This is a genomic window from Sneathiella chinensis (genome assembly GCF_012720115.1).
Classification (GTDB): Bacteria; Pseudomonadota; Alphaproteobacteria; order Sneathiellales; family Sneathiellaceae; genus Sneathiella; species Sneathiella chinensis.
This window is the reverse complement of sequence record NZ_VNWN01000006.1, coordinates 249,149-267,049: the sequence shown is the minus strand read 5'-3', so window position 1 is coordinate 267,049 and position 17,901 is coordinate 249,149. Positions and strand designations below refer to the sequence as shown.

At 57.1% G+C, this 17,901-nt stretch carries 14 protein-coding genes; 4 read left to right on the top strand and 10 right to left on the bottom strand.

Annotated features, from left to right (window positions below; genetic code table 11):
- Positions 1–15: 15 nt before the first annotated feature.
- From FQB27_RS11310 to FQB27_RS11300, 3 genes are all read right to left on the bottom strand, one after another.
- Complete coding sequence (locus tag FQB27_RS11310) at positions 16–822, bottom strand: CDP-alcohol phosphatidyltransferase family protein (RefSeq protein WP_169561154.1); 807 nt, start codon at positions 820–822, stop codon at positions 16–18.
- A complete protein-coding gene (locus FQB27_RS11305) occupies positions 822–1,520 on the bottom strand; it encodes a phosphatidylserine decarboxylase (RefSeq protein ID WP_169561153.1) in 699 nt (232 codons plus the stop codon). The genes FQB27_RS11310 and FQB27_RS11305 overlap by 1 nt, the downstream gene beginning before the upstream one ends.
- A 109-nt stretch (positions 1,521–1,629) precedes the next feature.
- Entirely contained in the window at positions 1,630–3,468 is a 1,839-nt protein-coding gene (locus FQB27_RS11300) for an ABCB family ABC transporter ATP-binding protein/permease (protein WP_169561152.1), read from the bottom strand.
- Between the two features lie 224 nt (positions 3,469–3,692).
- Here FQB27_RS11300 and FQB27_RS11295 point away from each other — a divergent pair, with 224 nt between their 5' ends.
- A complete protein-coding gene (locus tag FQB27_RS11295) occupies positions 3,693–4,187 on the top strand; it encodes a hypothetical protein (protein WP_169561151.1) in 495 nt (164 codons plus the stop codon).
- Between the two features lie 16 nt (positions 4,188–4,203).
- Here the strand turns inward: FQB27_RS11295 and FQB27_RS16895 are convergent, their stop codons facing one another.
- The 4 genes from FQB27_RS16895 to FQB27_RS11275 all read right to left on the bottom strand — a co-directional run bounded on the left by FQB27_RS16895 (position 4,204) and on the right by FQB27_RS11275 (position 7,230).
- The gene (locus FQB27_RS16895; protein ID WP_169561150.1) at positions 4,204–5,343 is read right to left on the bottom strand and encodes an Ig-like domain-containing protein; all 1,140 of its coding nucleotides are present in this window, start codon (positions 5,341–5,343) and stop codon (positions 4,204–4,206) included.
- Between the two features lie 77 nt (positions 5,344–5,420).
- Positions 5,421–6,323: a c-type cytochrome gene (locus FQB27_RS11285; RefSeq protein ID WP_169561149.1), complete on the bottom strand. Its 903-nt coding sequence runs from the start codon at positions 6,321–6,323 to the stop codon at positions 5,421–5,423.
- A gap of 10 nt (positions 6,324–6,333) precedes the next feature.
- Positions 6,334–6,816 carry a c-type cytochrome gene (locus FQB27_RS11280; RefSeq protein ID WP_169561148.1) on the bottom strand — a complete coding sequence of 161 codons (483 nt, stop codon included), beginning with the start codon at positions 6,814–6,816 and terminating at the stop codon, positions 6,334–6,336.
- A gap of 105 nt (positions 6,817–6,921) precedes the next feature.
- A complete protein-coding gene (locus FQB27_RS11275) occupies positions 6,922–7,230 on the bottom strand; it encodes a hypothetical protein (RefSeq protein WP_206374586.1) in 309 nt (102 codons plus the stop codon).
- Positions 7,231–7,318: 88 nt separating this feature from the next.
- On the opposite strand from FQB27_RS11275, the gene FQB27_RS11270 reads away from it, so the two are divergent.
- Positions 7,319–7,903 carry an LOG family protein gene (locus FQB27_RS11270; RefSeq protein WP_169561147.1) on the top strand — a complete coding sequence of 195 codons (585 nt, stop codon included), beginning with the start codon at positions 7,319–7,321 and terminating at the stop codon, positions 7,901–7,903.
- A 118-nt stretch (positions 7,904–8,021) separates the two neighbouring features.
- Positions 8,022–9,236, top strand: a complete 1,215-nt coding sequence (locus FQB27_RS11265) for an NADP-dependent isocitrate dehydrogenase (protein WP_169561146.1) — start codon at positions 8,022–8,024, stop codon at positions 9,234–9,236.
- A gap of 134 nt (positions 9,237–9,370) precedes the next feature.
- Here the strand turns inward: FQB27_RS11265 and prfB are convergent.
- From prfB to FQB27_RS11250, 3 genes are all read right to left on the bottom strand, one after another.
- Positions 9,371–10,490, bottom strand: a protein-coding gene (gene prfB, locus FQB27_RS11260) for a peptide chain release factor 2 (protein WP_169561145.1) whose coding sequence is annotated in 2 segments (ribosomal slippage) — positions 9,371–10,420 and positions 10,422–10,490 — 1,119 coding nt in all. Because the reading frame shifts where the segments join, the coding sequence is not laid out codon by codon here.
- Positions 10,491–10,550: 60 nt separating this feature from the next.
- Positions 10,551–12,980 (bottom strand): penicillin-binding protein 1A, encoded by a 2,430-nt coding sequence (locus FQB27_RS11255; RefSeq protein ID WP_169561144.1) that lies wholly within the window; start codon positions 12,978–12,980, stop codon positions 10,551–10,553.
- Positions 12,981–13,105: 125 nt separating this feature from the next.
- On the bottom strand, positions 13,106–14,314 hold the full coding sequence (locus FQB27_RS11250) for an N-acetylmuramoyl-L-alanine amidase (protein ID WP_169561143.1): 1,209 nt from the start codon (positions 14,312–14,314) through the stop codon (positions 13,106–13,108).
- 553 nt (positions 14,315–14,867) lie between these two features.
- Between FQB27_RS11250 and FQB27_RS11245 the strand changes: the two genes are divergently transcribed.
- On the top strand, positions 14,868–17,834 hold the full coding sequence (locus FQB27_RS11245) for an Rne/Rng family ribonuclease (RefSeq protein ID WP_169561142.1): 2,967 nt from the start codon (positions 14,868–14,870) through the stop codon (positions 17,832–17,834).
- Positions 17,835–17,901: the final 67 nt, after the last annotated feature.

The window sequence follows — 17,901 nt, the reverse complement described above, 5'->3', positions numbered from 1 at the left end:
TTTCCCGGGTGCTCGTTACTTGCTGAGCTTTTCCTTTTCCGTCTCAAGATCAACGGAACCTTTCTTGCGGACCTCCTCGCGCACAAGGCGGCGATGGGTGGCAATGGCAAAAGGAATGGTCGCCAGATAGACAAGGGCAACCCCTGTCAGCAATTCCCACGGATAGCTGGCCATGACCGCCGCCAATCCGCCCACAACAATCAGCATGGGCATGATAAAGCGCCGGGCAACCCGGATCCGCTTGATGGAGAAGGTGGGAATGCGGCTGGCCATCAGGAAGGCCATCAACAGCAACCACCCGGCATTCAGAATGGCAGACTGGAAAATCTCGGCGTCGGAATAGAAGCTGACCACAATGAACAGCAGGGAAATCGAGGCCCCGGCCGGGGCGGCGATGCCAGTGAAATAGCGCGCCTCCCAAGCGGGTTGATCCTCATCCAGCATGGCATTGAAACGGGCCAGCCGAAGACCGCAGGATACGGTAAAGACAAGGGCAATGATCCAGCCGAAATTGCCCAGCCCCTGATCCAGCGTCCACAGATACAGCACAAGCGCCGGGGCCACACCAAAGCTGACGAAATCGGACAGGCTGTCCAGTTCCGCGCCAAACTTCGATGATCCCTTCAGAAGGCGGGCCATACGCCCGTCCAGTCCGTCCAGAACCCCGGCTACCAGAATGGCCGCCACAGCCAACTGCCATTTATCCTCAAGGGCGAAGCGGACAGATGTCAGCCCGGCACACAATGCCAGCGTTGTCAGCATGTTGGGGATCAGGGAGTTGATGGGAAGTTCACTGAGCTTCCGTCGGCGGCCTAAAAGCATTACCGTACCTCTACCGTAATTGGTGTTTCATTCTTGGCCAGCATGTCCGCGATGACGGTTTCACCGCCCACCATGGTCTGTCCAACGCCGACAAGCGGCTCGACCCCATCGGGCAGGTAAATGTCGGTCCGGCTACCGAACCGGATCAAACCAAACCGCTCACCGGAGCGGACAATCTGGCCATCGTTAAGATCGCATATAATACGCCGGGCGACCAGCCCTGCGATCTGAACAAACACGATATCCTTGCCATCCTCGGTGCGGACATGCACGGCGTGGCGTTCATTTTCCTCGGATGCCTTGTCAAGGGCGGCATTCAGGAATTTACCCGGACGGTAAACCTGTTTGACGACGGTTCCGCCCAGCGGTACCCGGTTCACATGCACGTTGAAGACATTCAGGAACACACTGATCCGCAGGCGCGGGTCATTGCCAAGGCCCAGTTCTTCCGGCGGCACCGCCCGTTCAATAAGCTGCACAACACCGTCTGCCGGGCTGACAATCAACCCCTCGCGTGTCGGGACCTGCCGGTCCGGATCGCGGAAAAAATAGACGCACCACAGTGTCAGAACAACACCGATCCACCCCAGAACTGGCCACGTAAGCAGGAACAGAAGCAAGGTAACCACGGCGAAAATCGCGATAAAGCGATGGCCTTCCTTGTTAATCGGAACCAGTACTGATTTTAATGTATCCATGATCCTTGTCTCTCAACTATCAGCGTTACAAGTCTAGCCGTATACCGCAACACACAGGCAAAAAGAATAAAAGAATATATTTTTTGCCGTGTGACCGGGTTACGATCGGTCAGGTCAGGGCCTGTTCCAGTTTTTCCTGATAGGTCGCCGCCTCCTGTTGGCGCGCCCACATTTCTGCATATTGTCCCTGCATCTCCAATAGATGCGTATGGGTTCCCCGTTCTACAATACGGCCCCCGTCCAGAACCAGAATTTCATCCGCATCCACCACGGTGGACAACCGATGGGCGATGACCAGCGTGGTCCGGTTTTGTGACACCTCGGACAGGCTGGCCTGTATCTCTTTCTCGGTCTTGGAATCAAGGGCCGACGTGGCCTCGTCAAACAACAGGATTTGCGGCCCCTTCAAAATGGTGCGGGCGATGGCCACCCGTTGTTTTTCGCCGCCAGACAGTTTCAGGCCCCGTTCCCCAACGATGGTATCAAACCCGTCGGGCAACCGTTCGATAAAGGTATCGATGCTGGCGAGCCGCGCCGCCTCCTCGATTTCCGCATCACTGGCCCCCGGCCGGCCATAGGCGATATTGTACCGGATGGTATCATTGAACAGGACCGTATCCTGCGGCACAATCCCGATTGCCGCCCGCAAGGACGCCTGCGTCACATCGCGGATATCCTGCCCGTCAATGGTCACACGGCCCGCATTCACATCATAAAACCGGAACAGAATTCGGGAAATGGTGGACTTTCCGGCTCCGGACGGCCCGACAATGGCAACCTTGGTCCCCGGTTCAACCCGGAACGAAACCTTGTGCAGGATCTGGCGATTGCCCTCATACCCGAAATCCACGTCCTTGAACTCGATGGCCGCATCCCGAACCTCCAGCGTCCGGGCCGACGGGCTGTCGTCGATTTCCCGGCCCACGAACAGCAGTTCAAACATCTTTTCCATGTCCACCAGGCTCTGTTTTATTTCCCGGTACACGAACCCCAGAAAGTTCAGCGGTTGGACCAGCAGCATCAGGAACCCGTGGGCCGCCACAAAATCGCCCACCGTCATGCTGCCATTGGCAACGCCCTCAGCCGCCAAATACAAAACCAGCACCATGCCAAGGCTGATAATCACGCCCTGCCCGATATTCAGGTAGGACAGGGTCGTCTGGCTTTTCACCGCCGCTTTCTCGTACCCCGCAATGGCCCGGTCGAAACGACGGCTTTCATGTTCTTCATTTCCGAAATACTTGACCGTCTCGAAATTCAGCAGGCTGTCGATGGCCTTGGTGTTGGCCTCGCTGTCCTTTTCGTTCATGGTCCGGCGGAACTTGAGCCGCCATTCCGTGACCGCCAGCGTAAACCAGATATACCCGATCAGGGTGGCCGCCGTGATAAGGGCCATGGCAATCCCGTATTCCGTCCACATGATGATACAAATGATCAGGATTTTCAGGATGGTCGGAATGATGTTGAACAGCATGAACCGAAGCAGGAAATCGATGCCCTTGGTCCCGCGCTCGATCACACGGCTGAGGCCCCCGGTCTGGCGGTCCATATGAAAACGCAAGGACAGCCGGTGCAGGTGACGAAAGGTGCGCAAGGCGACCTGCCGGATGGCATTCTGCCCCACCTTGGCAAAAATGGCATCCCGAAGTTCGCCAAACGCCTGCTGGAACACCCGCGCCAGTCCATAGGCCCCGATCAGGGCGATGGGCACCACAATCAGGGTATCGACCCCCTTCTCCCCGGTCAGGTCATCAACGATAAACTTCATGATATAGGGGGACATGATCACCGAGACCTCGGCCGCCAGCAGGAACAGGACGGCAATCACCACCCGAAACTGCAAATCCTTGCGCCCCGAAACCCAGATATAGTCCAGCAGGGTGACGACCGTTGCCAGATGGCTGCGTTTCCCGGTCTGGGAGTGACTGTCAAATTTGTTCTCTGTCATGCGTCTTCCGATTACGGGTTTTTCCGGCCCGGCCCGTTATAGGCCGCCTGCACCTGATCCTATTCCGCCCCGCCCGAAACAGGGCCTTGGCGGAAAAATGAAACCGGAAGCAGGAGAATAGCCGCTATTTTATAATCTCAGGTTACCAGATTGTTAACCACTTGGCAGGATAGTATTTCTGTCGCAAGGCGACTCTACACACGAATATCTCACGAGTTGGGTACATGTCCGAAGTCCATACAGAAGCAGCACTATCCGGGAGCTTCAACACACTTCTTGAGGAAAGCAGCGAAAAACTGACCTGGGTCACGCCAACGGCACCCATGTCCTATCACTTCGTGTGGGAGGAAATCCCGTTCTCTGCCAAGCTGTCAAAAACCGGAAATGGACACCGTCTGATTCATCTTGGCTATCTGGGCTCGCTCCCCTTCTCGGCAGAGCATCCGCAACTGCGGGAGCGCCTGCGGGGCCTGTTGGCATGGAAAGACGAAAAGGATCATATCCGCTTTGTGCTGGAGCCGAAACGCCAACAGATATTCCTGATGATTGACGATATTCTGGAAGGGGAACTGACCGGAACCCGGCTTATTGCCTCGTCGGTCAAAACGCTGCTGAATGCGCGGCCCTATATGGAACTGGCGCGGGAAGTGGGCTGGCAACGGCCATCCTCGCCCATTCCCCATAAAGAGGCAGTCCTTCCCGACGACCAGATCGGCTAACCGGTAGTTCCGCCCCTCAGTTTCCGGTTGGCAAGGTGAATATCTGCCCCGGATAGATCAGGTCCGGATCGCGAATCTGGTCCTGATTTGCCTGATAGATCAGGGTATATTCCATCCCCTCCCCATACATGCGCCGGGCAATCCGCCACAGGCTGTTTCCCGGTTGGACAATAGCCCGTATTTCCAACCCGCCCCTTGCCAGTACCACCTCGTCTGCGGCGGTCCGTTGGAACGGAATTTCAATGCGGGAAATCACCTTGCCCTGATCGTTCAGTTGATCCGCCCGCAAGGTATAGGTTCCCGGTGCGATGTCATCGTCCGGCGTCAGGGTCCAGTTGCCATCGTCATCGGCATTTGCCGTGCCGACCAGCTTGTTATCCACATAGACATTGACGCTGTTGCCCGGTTTCGCCTTGCCGGACAGGTCCACATTGCCCGCGTCATCATAATCGATAGCCCCAACGGACAGGTCCGCCGCGGCTCCGGTATCGCCAACCGGCTCCGGCATTTGCAGCAGTTTGCTAACCCGCTTGTCAAAATCGGCAGCGGCCTCTTTTCCTTTCGGGGTCAGCAGGGCAATGGCCGGTTCCCGGTCTTTTTCATCGCGGGCGCAATCCGGCACCTGCATTACCACCAGACGGGCGCTTTCCAACTCCCGGCCATCCGCATTCAGGGCAACAAGGTTAATCTGCTGCGGTCCCTTTGACAGGGGCTGCGGGGAAATGAACACCCATTCCCCCCGGTTGGAGGCTGTCGCCTCGCCCAGTTTCTGATCCCCGGCAAAAATGGTAACACGGGCTGCAGGCTCGGACCGGCCAGCCACCAGAAGTCCGCAATTCTTGTCAACGCGGACAATATCAAACCGGGGGCGGGCCTCTGCCTCCGGGGTATCCGTCCCTTCGGCGGCACGGCCTTCCAGTGTTTCTTTTTCAATGATCCGGGGCTTGGTCGCCCCGTCATCCGCAAGGCCTGTCTCCCGGTTCGAAGCGTCAGGGGATTGCGTATCCCGTGCCGTGTCGCCCGCGCCCTGCCCGGTCTGGCTGCCCTCCCCGTTTTCGGCAAGGCTTGGCACCGGCGGGGGGGTCATCTCGCGCCACAGGAAAAAAGCGGCCACGCCGATCAGCAGGACAAATACGACAATACCTATAATCCGCACAGCACCCTCACCTATATCAATCTTCGCTGATTAGTATGAACCTTAGAGGTCCCGGATGCAACCGGTCGCAATATCAATCACTTCGGCTTCTCTATTTTGTTGATGATTGCTGGCAACGACAGAAGATAGGCGGCCATGGCCTCCCTGTCCTCAAGCGACAGATGGGACGTACTATAGGTGATCACATCCCCCATGGTTCCCTGAACATCATCAAAATTCGGCTTCATGCCGGTTTCAAGAAAACTGGCCAGATCGCCCTTTGTCCAGTCACCAATCCCTGTGGCCGGGTCCGGGGTGATATTGGGAACCAGTTCGCCTTCACCGCCGCCAATCGCGCCCGCCATGAACAGGCTGTCATCGATGCCGCCAAGACCGTTGCGCGGTGTGTGGCATTCGCCGCAATGGCCGAGGGCATTGGTCAGATACGCGCCCCGCGCCAGAACCGGATCGGTGGGCAGGGCCTGATCATCGCCGCCTTCATCAAAGAATAACAGCTTCCATCCAGCCTGCAGAAACCGCCAACTGAACGGCGCCGCGATCTCGTGATCCCGGTTTGGCCGGTCATTGGCCGGAAGGCTTTGCAGATAGGCAAAAATCTTGCCCGCATCCTCGTCGGTCATGCGGGTATAACTGGTATAGGGGAACGCCGGAAAATAATGCTGTCCTTCCGGGGACACACCGGTCTTGACGGCCCGGATGAAATCATCCCGGCTCCAACCGCCAATGCCCTGTTCGCTGTCCGGGGTAATGTTGGGGGTATAAAAAACACCAAACGGGGTTTTCATGGCCCGTCCCCCGGCAAAGGGCGCATCCTTTGTGGCCGGGTCCGTATGACAGGACTGACACCCCGCAGCGGCCGTCAGGTAACGCCCCTCTTCGGTAATGTCCGCCCGAACCTGTCCGGCAACCAGAACTGCCGGAAAAATGGTAAAGACTGCCAGCCATGCTGGCAGTCTCCCTTGCATTCCTTCAAGCCTCATTGTCAGGCCATCAGGATTCGTTCGGTTTACGGAACGGCTTGTGACAGCCACCGCAGGTTTTCCCTGTGGCGCCAAGCGCGGCACCAATCTGGCCCCGATCACCGGTGGCAACTGCGGCAACCAGCTTGTCGGCCTCAGTCTGGAAATCCTTGATAGCCTTGGAGAATTCTGCAGTATTCTGCCAGATTTCAGGCTTGGAACGGGTTTTCTCCCCGCCGGAGCCTTCCGGGAACAGGGTGTCCATTTCCATGGCCACGGCGCGAATACCTTCCGCATTGGCGTTCAGTTCCGGGGAATATTCCGCCTCTCCCTTGGCGACACCGGCAATGGCTTTCATATTCATGCCAAGGGTTTTCATCTGCTTGATCCGGTGATCGGCTTCCGGAATGCCTGTAGACATGTCCTGTGCCTGCGTAACAGCCATGTTGGCCCCGAACAGCACAACGGCACCCAGTGCCAGCATCGGTACAACGCGTTTAACAGATTTTTTCATTCTTTTAGTCCCCTACTTTCAAGTTCAGACTGTACATATACTCAGTGCAACAAAGTGCCTTGAATTGCCCCTCCACTGTACAGGCAAATTCAAGGCAGAAACATGTCAATGTGGCACATCGACACTTTTTTCCAGACCGCCCAGACCATGTATCTTGTCATGAGCGCGGATCACAACCCGTTTCACCCCCATGGGCAACGCCAACAGAAGCGAACGGGTAAAGGGTTGTTCCTCAACATGCGGGTGCATCAACACCCGTGACCCAAGAAGGTTGCCATCTTCGTCCAGAACGTCCCACCGATCCGCATAATGGTCCCAGCCCTCATCCTCATGGGTGACCGTCACCGTGATGCGGTACAGATCGGCACCGGTTTTCACGATCTTCACATCCATCACATCTGCGAAACCGGCCAAAACAGTTCTTGACGGCGCCAGCAATGCACCGCACATAAGAAAGGCGCTGAACACAGCAACTCCAAGACTTATTTTACCGGGAGACCTCATGTCGAAAATTACTTCTCTCTGCGTTTATTGTGGTTCCAGAATGCCTGCGGATGCCGACTTCAAGGAAGCCGCCCGAACACTGGGCACCCAACTCGGCCAAAATGGTATCCAGCTTGTCTATGGCGGGGGGCATGTGGGCCTGATGGGCATTACCGCCGACGCCACACTGGAAGCTGGGGGAGAGGTTATCGGGATTATTCCCGGCCATCTACATGATATTGAGGTCAGTCACGAGAATTTGACCGAACTGCACGTGGTCGAAAGCATGCACGAGCGCAAGCAACTCATGTTTGAACGCTCCGACGCGTTTGTGGTCCTGCCGGGCGGGCTCGGGACACTGGATGAAACCTTTGAAATGATCACCTGGCGCCAGCTCAGCCTGCATGACAAGCCGATCATTCTGGTCAATTACAAGAATTACTGGCAGCCGTTCCTGTCCCTGATCGACAGCATGATCGAAGCGGGTTTTGCCGAACCGAGTGCGCGGGACCTGTTCACCGTTGTGGAAAGCCTTGAGGACATTCTGGACGCCCTTGAGGACAGCCCCGCCGCCAAAATCAAGGCTGACATCTCAAAAATGTAACTTTTTGCAGCAAAAACCCAAGAAAATTGTGTTTTTTTGGAATGCTGCTTGCACCGTTCGCACGCAATGGTATTTTGCGCGCACAGAATTCAATTTGTGAGGAAAGAAGGATCTAGACATGTCAAAGATTCAAGTCAAGAATCCAGTCGTAGAGCTGGACGGAGACGAAATGACCCGGATTATCTGGGACTTTATCAAGAAAAAACTCATCCTTCCCTATCTGGATATTGACCTTAAATACTACGATCTTGGCATGGAATCCCGCGATGCCACCAACGACCAGATCACCGTTGATGCAGCAAATGCCATCAAGAAATACGGCGTTGGCGTGAAATGCGCGACCATCACTCCTGACGAGCAGCGGGTTGAAGAGTTCAACCTGAAGGAAATGTACCGTTCCCCGAACGGCACCATCCGTAACATCCTCGGCGGTACCGTTTTCCGTGAGCCGATCATCTGCAGCAACGTTCCGCGTCTGGTTCCCGGCTGGACCGACCCGATCGTCATCGGCCGTCACGCCTTTGGTGACCAGTACCGTGCAACAGACATGCTCATCCCGGGTCCGGGCAAGCTGACCATGAAATACACCCCGGCTGACGGTGGTCCGGCACAGGAATTCGAAATCTTTGATTTCCCGGATGCCGGTGTTGCCATGGGCATGTACAACCTTGACGAATCCATCCGTGGTTTCGCCCGCGCCTGCATGAACTACGGTCTTGCCCGCGGCTGGCCGGTATACCTGTCCACCAAGAACACTATCATGAAAAAGTATGACGGTCGCTTCAAGGACCTGTTCGAAGAAGTCTTCCAGACTGAATTCAAGGACAAGTTCGACGCAGCCGGCATCACCTACGAACACCGTCTGATCGACGACATGGTCGCTTGCGCCATGAAGTGGTCCGGCAAGTTCGTCTGGGCCTGTAAGAACTACGACGGCGACGTACAGTCCGACACCGTTGCACAGGGCTTTGGCTCTCTCGGCCTGATGACGTCTGTTCTGATGACCCCGGACGGGCAGACCGTTGAAGCAGAAGCCGCCCACGGTACAGTGACCCGTCACTATCGTGAGCACCAGAAGGGCAACGAAACCTCCACCAACCCGATTGCCTCCATCTTCGCTTGGACACGCGGCCTGCTGCACCGTGCCAAACTGGACGGCAACGAAGAACTGAAGAAGTTCGCGGAAACACTGGAAGCTGTTTGCGTATCTACCGTTGAAGGCGGCCAGATGACAAAAGACCTGGCCCTGCTGGTCGGTGAAGATCAGGGCTGGCTGACAACCAACCAGTTCCTGGACGCAATCGATGCGAACCTGCAGAAGGCAATGGGCTAACCCCCAGCTTCCGACAGGAAAAAGACAGAAGGCCGGCGTTCTCGCCGGCCTTTTTCTTTGCGCTCATGGTCCCTGCCCCACAAAAAAAGCCCTGCCGGATGGCAGGACTTTTCTGATGTAAAAAACAGGGCCGATCAGGCCTCGCTTTCGTTTCCTTCACCGATCCGCTGCGACAGGGCGGCGGCAAGGTAATCATCAAGATCACCATCAAGAACGCCTTGGGCGTTGCCTTTTTCAACCCCGGTCCGCAGGTCCTTGACCATCTGGTAAGGATGCAGGACATAGGATCGAATCTGGTGACCCCAGCCGATGTCGGTCTGCTGCCCACGGGTTTCGGCGGCGGCCTCGTCCCGCTTCTGCATTTCCAGTTCATACAAACGGGATTTCAGCATCTTCATGGCCGCAGCGCGGTTCTTGTGCTGGGACCGGTCGTTCTGACACTGCACAACCACGTTGGTTGGGATATGCGTGATACGGATCGCCGATTCCGTCCGGTTAACGTGCTGACCGCCGGCACCGGATGCCCGATAGGTATCGATGCGCAGGTCCTTTTCGTCGATATCAATTTCGATATCATCGTCAATAACCGGAAACACGCCGACCGACGTAAAACTGGTATGGCGGCGGGCGTTGGAATCGAACGGGGAAATCCGCACAAGACGGTGCACACCGCTTTCCGTTTTCAGCCAGCCATAGGCGTTCTCGCCGTTGACCTCGATCGTGACGGATTTAAGCCCCGCTTCTTCGCCCGGGCTTTCTTCCAAAATCTTGACCTTGCAGCCATGCTGCTCTGCCCAGCGGGTATACATGCGCAGCAGAATCTGTGCCCAGTCCTGGGATTCCGTTCCCCCGGCCCCGGCATGAATTTCAACATAGCAGTCGTTGGCGTCCACTTCACCGGACAGCATGCTTTCCACACGGCGGCGCTCGACTTCCGTATGAAGGTCCTTGAGGGCGGCCTCTGCTTCCTGCAGGGTATCCTCGTCGTCTTCCATCTCGGCAAGCTCGATCAGCTCGACCGTGTCTTCAAGGTCCTGCGCAACGCGCTTGTAGCTGTTGATCGCGTTTTCAAGGGAGGTTCGCTCCCGCATAAGGGCCTGGGCCTTGGACGCATTGTTCCAAAGGTCCGGATCCTCAACCAGGGAATTCAGTTCGTCGAGACGACGAAGAGCCTTATCCCAGTCAAAGATACCTCCTCAGCAGGGCCATAGCCTGCTTGATTTCATCGACAAGAGCCTGATGTTCGGCGCGCATAGTCACTCCATTTTCAAAGAATTATTCGTTTGGGGCCAGAAACTAGTCGTTACAGACCGATCAGTAAAGACCGCCCGGACCAAAAGTCGTCGAAGGTGCCCCGGCTCCCACGGGAAGGCGGGGCCCGCCATCGTCGGAACCATCCAGAACCGCCTGTCTTCCGCCCTGATCAATCTTGAAGGCCTCAAGGATCACACCCCGGTCACCGGGACGGGCTGGCTCGCCGGTCACGGAATTGACCCGGACAAGGCGAATACCTTCCGGCACCCGGAACGGAATGGACGGCTTGTCTTTCAGCGCCCCGGCCATGAAGTCCCGGAAAATCGGCGAGGCCACGCCACTGCCGCCTTCCTTGGGGCCAAGGGTGCGCGGATTGTCAAACCCCACATAGATCCCCACCGCAAGGTCCGGTGAGAAACCGACGAACCATGCGTCACGGGCATCATTGGTGGTGCCGGTCTTGCCGGCAAGCGGCTTGCCCACTGCGGCAACCTTCCGCCCGGTTCCCCGCAGCACAACACCTTCCAGCATGGATACCACCTGATAGGCCGTTGCCGGTGAAATCACCTGTGTCCGGTTGTCAGGAATGACCGGTTCTTCCTGTTCATGCCAACTGGCAGCGAAACAGCCGTCACAGGGGCGGGTATCATGCTTGTAGATGGCATGGCCCCGGCGATCCTGAACCCGGTCGATCAGGGTCGGCACGATTTCCTTGCCGCCATTGACCAGTTCGGCATAGGCCGTTGTCATTTTCAGCAGGGTTGTTTCCATGGCCCCGAGGGACATGGCAAGGGTCGGCTGCAGATTGTCATCAATACCGAACCGCCCGGCATAATCGGACACCACATCCATCCCCACAGAACGGGCCAGACGGACCGTCATCAGGTTGCGGGATTTCTCAATCCCGAGCCGGAGGGTGCTCGGCCCATAGAACCGGTTGGTATAGTTGGACGGCTTCCACCGCTCGCCATTGGGCTGGTTCAGGACGAACGGGCCATCCATCACCTTGTCCACGGGGCTGAAGCCGTTATCAAGGGCCGCGGCATACACAAACGGCTTGAAGGCCGACCCCGGCTGGCGCAGGGCCTGAACCGCCCGGTTAAACTTGGACAGCTCCGGGCTCCATCCTCCAACAAGGGCGTGAACACGCCCCGTATGGGGGTCCATCGCCACCAACGCACCGGATACAGCGGGGATCTGTTCCAGACCAAAGGTTCCGGTAGGTACACCCTCCCCTTCCAGACGGGTCACGGCGACCACATCCCCAACGGACAAGACATCCGACGGCTTACCCGGACTGCGGCCCACCTTCTGGCCTTTCAGCCACGGGCGCGCCCATTTCATTTCATCAAACGGAATACGGCCCTTGTCCTCGCTTTTCAGGCCAATCAGCACCTCCTTGGCGCCAACCTCAAGAACAACCGCCAACTCCCACGGGGTAAGCCCGGCCGGTTCCTGAACCGCCTGCAGGGCCTCCAGCCAGTTTTCGGCAATGTCCACGGACGCGATCGGACCGCGCCAGCCATGACGACGATCATAGGTCCGAAGGCCATCCCGCAGGACCTGTTCCCCCAGTTTCTGGTAGGCGGTCTGCATGGTGGTCCGAACGGACAGGCCACCGTCATACAGGCCTTCGCTGCCATACAGGTCAAACAGTTCACGGCGGACCTGCTCGACAAACCATTCGGCCTTGAATACTTCTGCATGGCGGCCCCGCTGCACATTCAGCGGCGTTGCAATGGCTTCTTCGGCCTGTTCCGGCGTGATGAACTTTTCTTCCAGCATCCGGGAAATGACCCAGTTCCGGCGGCTAAGCGCCCGATCGGGAAAGCGGAACGGGTTATAGTTGTTGGGGGCCTTGGGCAAGGCGCCAAGATAGGCGGCCTCGGCCACTGTCAATTCGTTCATGGCCTTGTCAAAATAGAACAGGGCCGCCGCGGCCACCCCATAGGCCCGATGCCCCAGAAAGATTTCGTTCAGGTACAGTTCAAGGATACGGTCTTTCGGCAGGGAGCGTTCAATACGGATGGCCAGAATGGCCTCTTTCGCCTTGCGCTCGTAGGAAACCTCGTTGGTCAGCAGCATGTTCTTTGCCACCTGCTGGGTAATCGTCGAGGCCCCGACCAGACGGCGCCCCTGACCGATATTCTGTACGTTTACAAGCATCGCCCGCGCAATGCCCTTCAGGTCAATTCCGAAATGCTCATAGAAATTCTGGTCTTCTGCCGCCAGAAAAGCCTGTGTTACCCGTTTCGGGATTGCCTCGATAGGAACGAACAGGCGCTTTTCGCGGGCATATTCCGCAATCAGGCTGCCATCTGCCGCATGAACCCGGGTCATGACCGGCGGCTCGTAACTGGCAAGCTGCGCGTAATCAGGCAGCCCCTTGCCGAAATGCCAGAAACCATAGAAAACAGCCCCGCCTGCCGCCAATCCGCCAAGGATCAGCAAACAGAAAAGCACCACCATAATTTTCAACAGTTTCTTCATACCAAAACTTTACCTTTCGGGCCGCCGGGGCCATCCCCACATGGGGCCTTCCCTAAAGGGATATTAGTGTGATCCCCAGCAAAATCTTTATCTTGGCGCCGTTTTATTGTTTGTGTGTGGCATATTCATGGCTTGATGGTCCCGAAATACTTGTCCACCGCCGCCGCGATGGAGCGGGCCAGCTTCTCCTGACCGTTATCGGATTTTAGGATTTTCTCATCCTGACGGTTTGACAGATATCCCAGTTCCACAAGGACCGAAGGGACATCGGGCGCTTTCAAGACCCGGAAACCGGCAAAGCGGTGGGACCTGCTGCCCAGCTTCATGCCGGACTGGGCGATTTCGGGAATCAGGTATTTCGCGAACTTGACCGAGAAATTCATGGTTTCCCGCTGCGCCAGATCGATCAGGATGCCCTGCACGGTGTCGTCCTGTTCATCCAGATCAACCCCGGCAATGATATCCGACTTGTTATGGCTGCTGGCCAGTGCCTCGGCCTCCTTGTCGGAGGCGGTTTCCGACAGTGTATAAACGGTGGAGCCCCGCACATCGGCCCGGCCAATAGAATCCGCATGAACCGAGATAAACAGGTCCGCCTTGACGTTCCGGGCCACATTGACCCGCTCTTTCAGGCTGAGGAAGGTGTCGTCATCACGGGTCATGACGACATTATAATCCCCCCGGCTTTTCAGGATACGGGCCAGCCGCTGGGCGACCGCCAGGGTCAGCTTCTTTTCATGAACCCCGCTTTTGCCGATGGCGCCGGGATCAATCCCGCCGTGGCCCGCATCCACCACGATGGTGTGTTTCTGGTTCTTGATGATTTCAGCAACCGTTTTTGTTTCCTTCGGCAAGGACGCCAACTGGACATTCCGGCTGGCCTCTACCGCCTGCTGGAATTCGCCGTCAGACGTTTTCTGGATATCAATGAAAAAGCGATAGGGTTTCCCCTCGCCCGGCGGCAGGATCACCTGTTTCAGAACCTTCACCGGCTGCTTGAAATCCAGCACCACCCGGGATGTGCCCCGGCGAAACAATCCGTACCGGTATTGCTGCACCAGCCCGGCACTGGTCCGGCCCTTGCTATCCGGCACTTCCCAATCCAGTTCCTGCATGTCGATGACGATACGATAGGGATTATTCAGGTAGAACAGCCGGAAATCAGGCTTTTCGCTGACCTCCATGACAAAGCGGGTCTTGTCCGCATGGATACCAAGACGGACATCCGTCACCGTCGTCCGCGCCGCAACGGCGGCGGACGTCAGGGTCCCGATCACCAGCAGAACACCAGCCAAAAGCTGTACACTTCGAAACAAACCAGCCAATCCAATCATAACAGGAGGCGCCACCTTTATTCGTAAACCGATACGACAATGCCTGCATCCAGCATAACCGATCCGTCCTGTAATTAACAACTACCGGACTATACCGCGAATTCCCTTAACAAATTACAAGGACCGGAACAGTCGATCAACGGTGGATAAAAATTCGACAACTTTTTTTTGTCCCCCGTCATTATTCGTTTGTTATGTTGTGGCCAAGTAACTATCATCAAGCCGTGAGTTTCTTTGGTCAGTCCCACTGTCACAAATATGTGTTTTTGGGCGGCGCCGTTTTCGACAGCTCTTGCAGGCATCGGTATACCGGTCCCCGGAGCGTCTGGAAACAGCGCTAAAGACAAAGCAAAGAAATTGGAGTGAAACTGAAGTCGTTCTGTTCTGATTATTTATTTCTGTCAGGGCAGGATCGGCAGCCGGCATGGAGCCAATTCAAATCAAAGGCTCGCTGCACAAAGTGTGACGTATGGTACTGGCGCCAACGACTTCCCTAAAAAATTGACGGTTCTGTTCTTTCTCACATGGGACACCACCGTCACGGAGCTTGTATATGGCTACGCGTATGTTGATTGACGCGACTCACGACGAGGAGACTCGCGTTGTTATCGTCAAGGGTACACGGTTAGAAGAATTTGATTATGAAACGGCTGCCAAGAAACAGCTAAAAGGTAATATATATCTCGCAAAGGTAACACGGGTTGAACCCTCGCTTCAGGCGGCCTTTGTCGAATATGGGGGCAACCGACACGGTTTCCTCCCCTTCTCTGAAATCCACCCAGATTACTATCAGGTTCCTGTTTCCGATCGGGAACAGCTACTTGAACAGGAAAGCGCCGCAGCCCGCGAGGCCTTCGCCGACGATGACGATGCGGATGATGCTTCCAACGGCTCTGCCGATGAAACGGCAACAGAAGCCGACACCCCCTCCTCCGAAACCACTTCCTCAGACGAAACCGGAAACGGGTCTTCCGATGATGACGAAGACGGCCTTGTCGATGACGAGGACGATACCCTTGGCGGCCTTGAAACCATCGAGGATGGCGGCGAGGATGACGTTGAGAACCTGGGCGGTGACGACGATGTGGAACCCGAGCTTAAACCTCGGGCCAAGCGGAACTACAAAATTCAGGAAGTGATCAAGCGGCGCCAGATTCTGCTGGTACAGGTGGTCAAGGAAGAACGCGGTAACAAGGGCGCAGCCCTGACGACTTATATCTCCCTACCCGGCCGATACAGCGTCCTGATGCCGAACACGGGCCGGGGCGGTGGTATCAGCCGCAAGATCAGCAGCCCGGCAGACCGCAAACGCCTGAAGAAAATCGCCTCAGAGCTGGAGGTGCCCGAAGGCGTTGGCGTGATCATCCGGACTGCGGGCCTGAACCGGACCAAGGTCGAGATCAAGCGCGACTATGAATTCCTGCTGCGTTTGTGGGATGACATTCGCGAACTGACCCTGAAATCCATGGCACCGTCCTGTGTCTATGAGGAAGCGAACCTGATCAAGCGGTCCATTCGCGACCTCTATAACAAGGATATCAGTGAAATCCTGATTGAAGGCGACAACGGCTACCGGATCGCCAAGGATTTCATGCGCAAGCTGATGCCCAGCCACGCCAAGAAGGTCCAGCCTTACCGGGATCGCATTCCGTTGTTCCACCGTTTCCAGGTAGAGCAGCAGTTTGCCTCCATGTACAACCCGGAAGTGCACCTGAAATCCGGCGGCTATATCGTTATCAATCCGACCGAGGCGCTTGTCTCCATCGACGTGAACTCCGGCAAGGCCACCAAGGAGCGGAGCATCGAGGAAACCGCCATCAAGACCAATCTTGAGGCGGCAGAGGAAATTGCCCGGCAGCTTCGCCTGCGGGATCTGGCCGGTCTGATTGTCATCGACTTCATCGACATGGATGACAACCGCAACAACAAGGCGGTTGAGCGGCGCATGAAGGATTGCCTGAAATCCGACCGTGCCCGTATCCAGGTCGGACGGATCAGCCCCTTTGGTCTGATGGAAATGTCCCGGCAGCGTCTGCGCCCCTCCTTCCTGGAGGCAAGCACCAATGTCTGTCCCACCTGCGGCGGCTCCGGCTTTGTCCGCTCCGTGGAAAGCACGGCCCTGCTGATCATTCGCGCCCTTGAAGAAGAAGGCGTTCGTGAAAGAAGTGCCCGGATCACCGTGACCGTTCACACGGATGTGGCGATCTATCTTCTGAACCAGAAGCGGGCTGTCATTCAGGAACTTGAATCAGTCTACGGCCTGACCATCATCATTCTGGCTGATCCCACGATCAATCAGAATGACCACACCATTGAACGCGAGAAAAGTCAGGGCCGTCCCCCGGAAAAAGCACGGGAAACCCCGCGGATCGCAGAATTCGAAGACAGCGACACTGACGGTGACGAAGAAGAGAAGGAAGAGAAAGAAAGCGCTTCCGCCAAACGTCGCCGCCGTCGTCGTCGTCGCAAATCCCGCGACGATCAGGGAGCCGAGGCCGAAGCCGGTACGGAATCTGACGAGCAGGAAGCGCAGGACGCGGACAGCACCGAGGAAACCACCGGTGAGGAAGAGCCCCGCAAGCGCCGGAGAGGCAAACGCGGCGGTCGTCGCCGGTCCCGCTCCGGCTCTCAGGAGCAGACCGAGGGTGGCGATCAGCAGGATGCAGCCTCCTCTTCCGAGGATGGTGAAGCGGTTGTCATCCCCATTTCCGTTGCAAGCGATGCGGAACAGGGATCGGAAACCGAGGCCGCAGCCGGTCAGAGCGAAGACGGCTCTACCGATGTGAGCGAGGAAAAACCCAAGCGCCCGCGTCGTCGTCGTTCCCGCAAACCCGCAGCAGAGGCATCCACGTCTGAAGACGGCGCGGAAACCCCGGCGGAAACAACGGCTGAGACTGGAACGTCCGAAGAGGCTCCGGCCGCGGCTACCCCTGAGGAAGCCGCCCCGGAAAGCACCGAGGAGGCACCAGCCGCAGCGGAACAGGACGCAAGCACCGAGGACACCGCCGAAAAGGTGCGTCCCCAACGCAGACGCGCCCCCCGCAAGAAAGCTGAGAAGCCTGCTGAGCAGGATACTGGGGAAGCCGTAACAGCCGAACCGACCGCTGACGCAAACGCGGCAGACGCCCCGGCTGCAGAGGCAGAAGCAGAAGCACCGGCCAAGCCGGAAAAACCCAAGCGTCCGTCCCGGAGCCGGGCAAAGGCAGCCAAACCTGCCGCTGAGGTCGAGGCCGAAGCTGTCGCGGAAACGCCGGCGGATGCAGAAGGCAAAGCGGACGTTCAAGCCGAAGCAGAACCGGCACAGGAAGCTGCCAAGGCTGATCAGGCGGATACGCCTGCTGCCGGCGAAGAAGCCCCTGCAGCAACAGCCGCTGATGCCGAGCAGAAAGCCGAGGAACCGGCGGTTCTGGATGTGGCCTCTGTCGGCGCAGAAGAGCCTGTCCCGGCCGAAGCGGAAGCACCGGCAGACAAGCCCAAGCGCCCCCGCCGGACCGGCTGGTGGCGTCGCAACCGCGGATAAGGCGGATAGCCATTAAAAAAGGGAGCCAATCGGCTCCCTTTTTTGTGTCTATATTCCGCATCGGAGG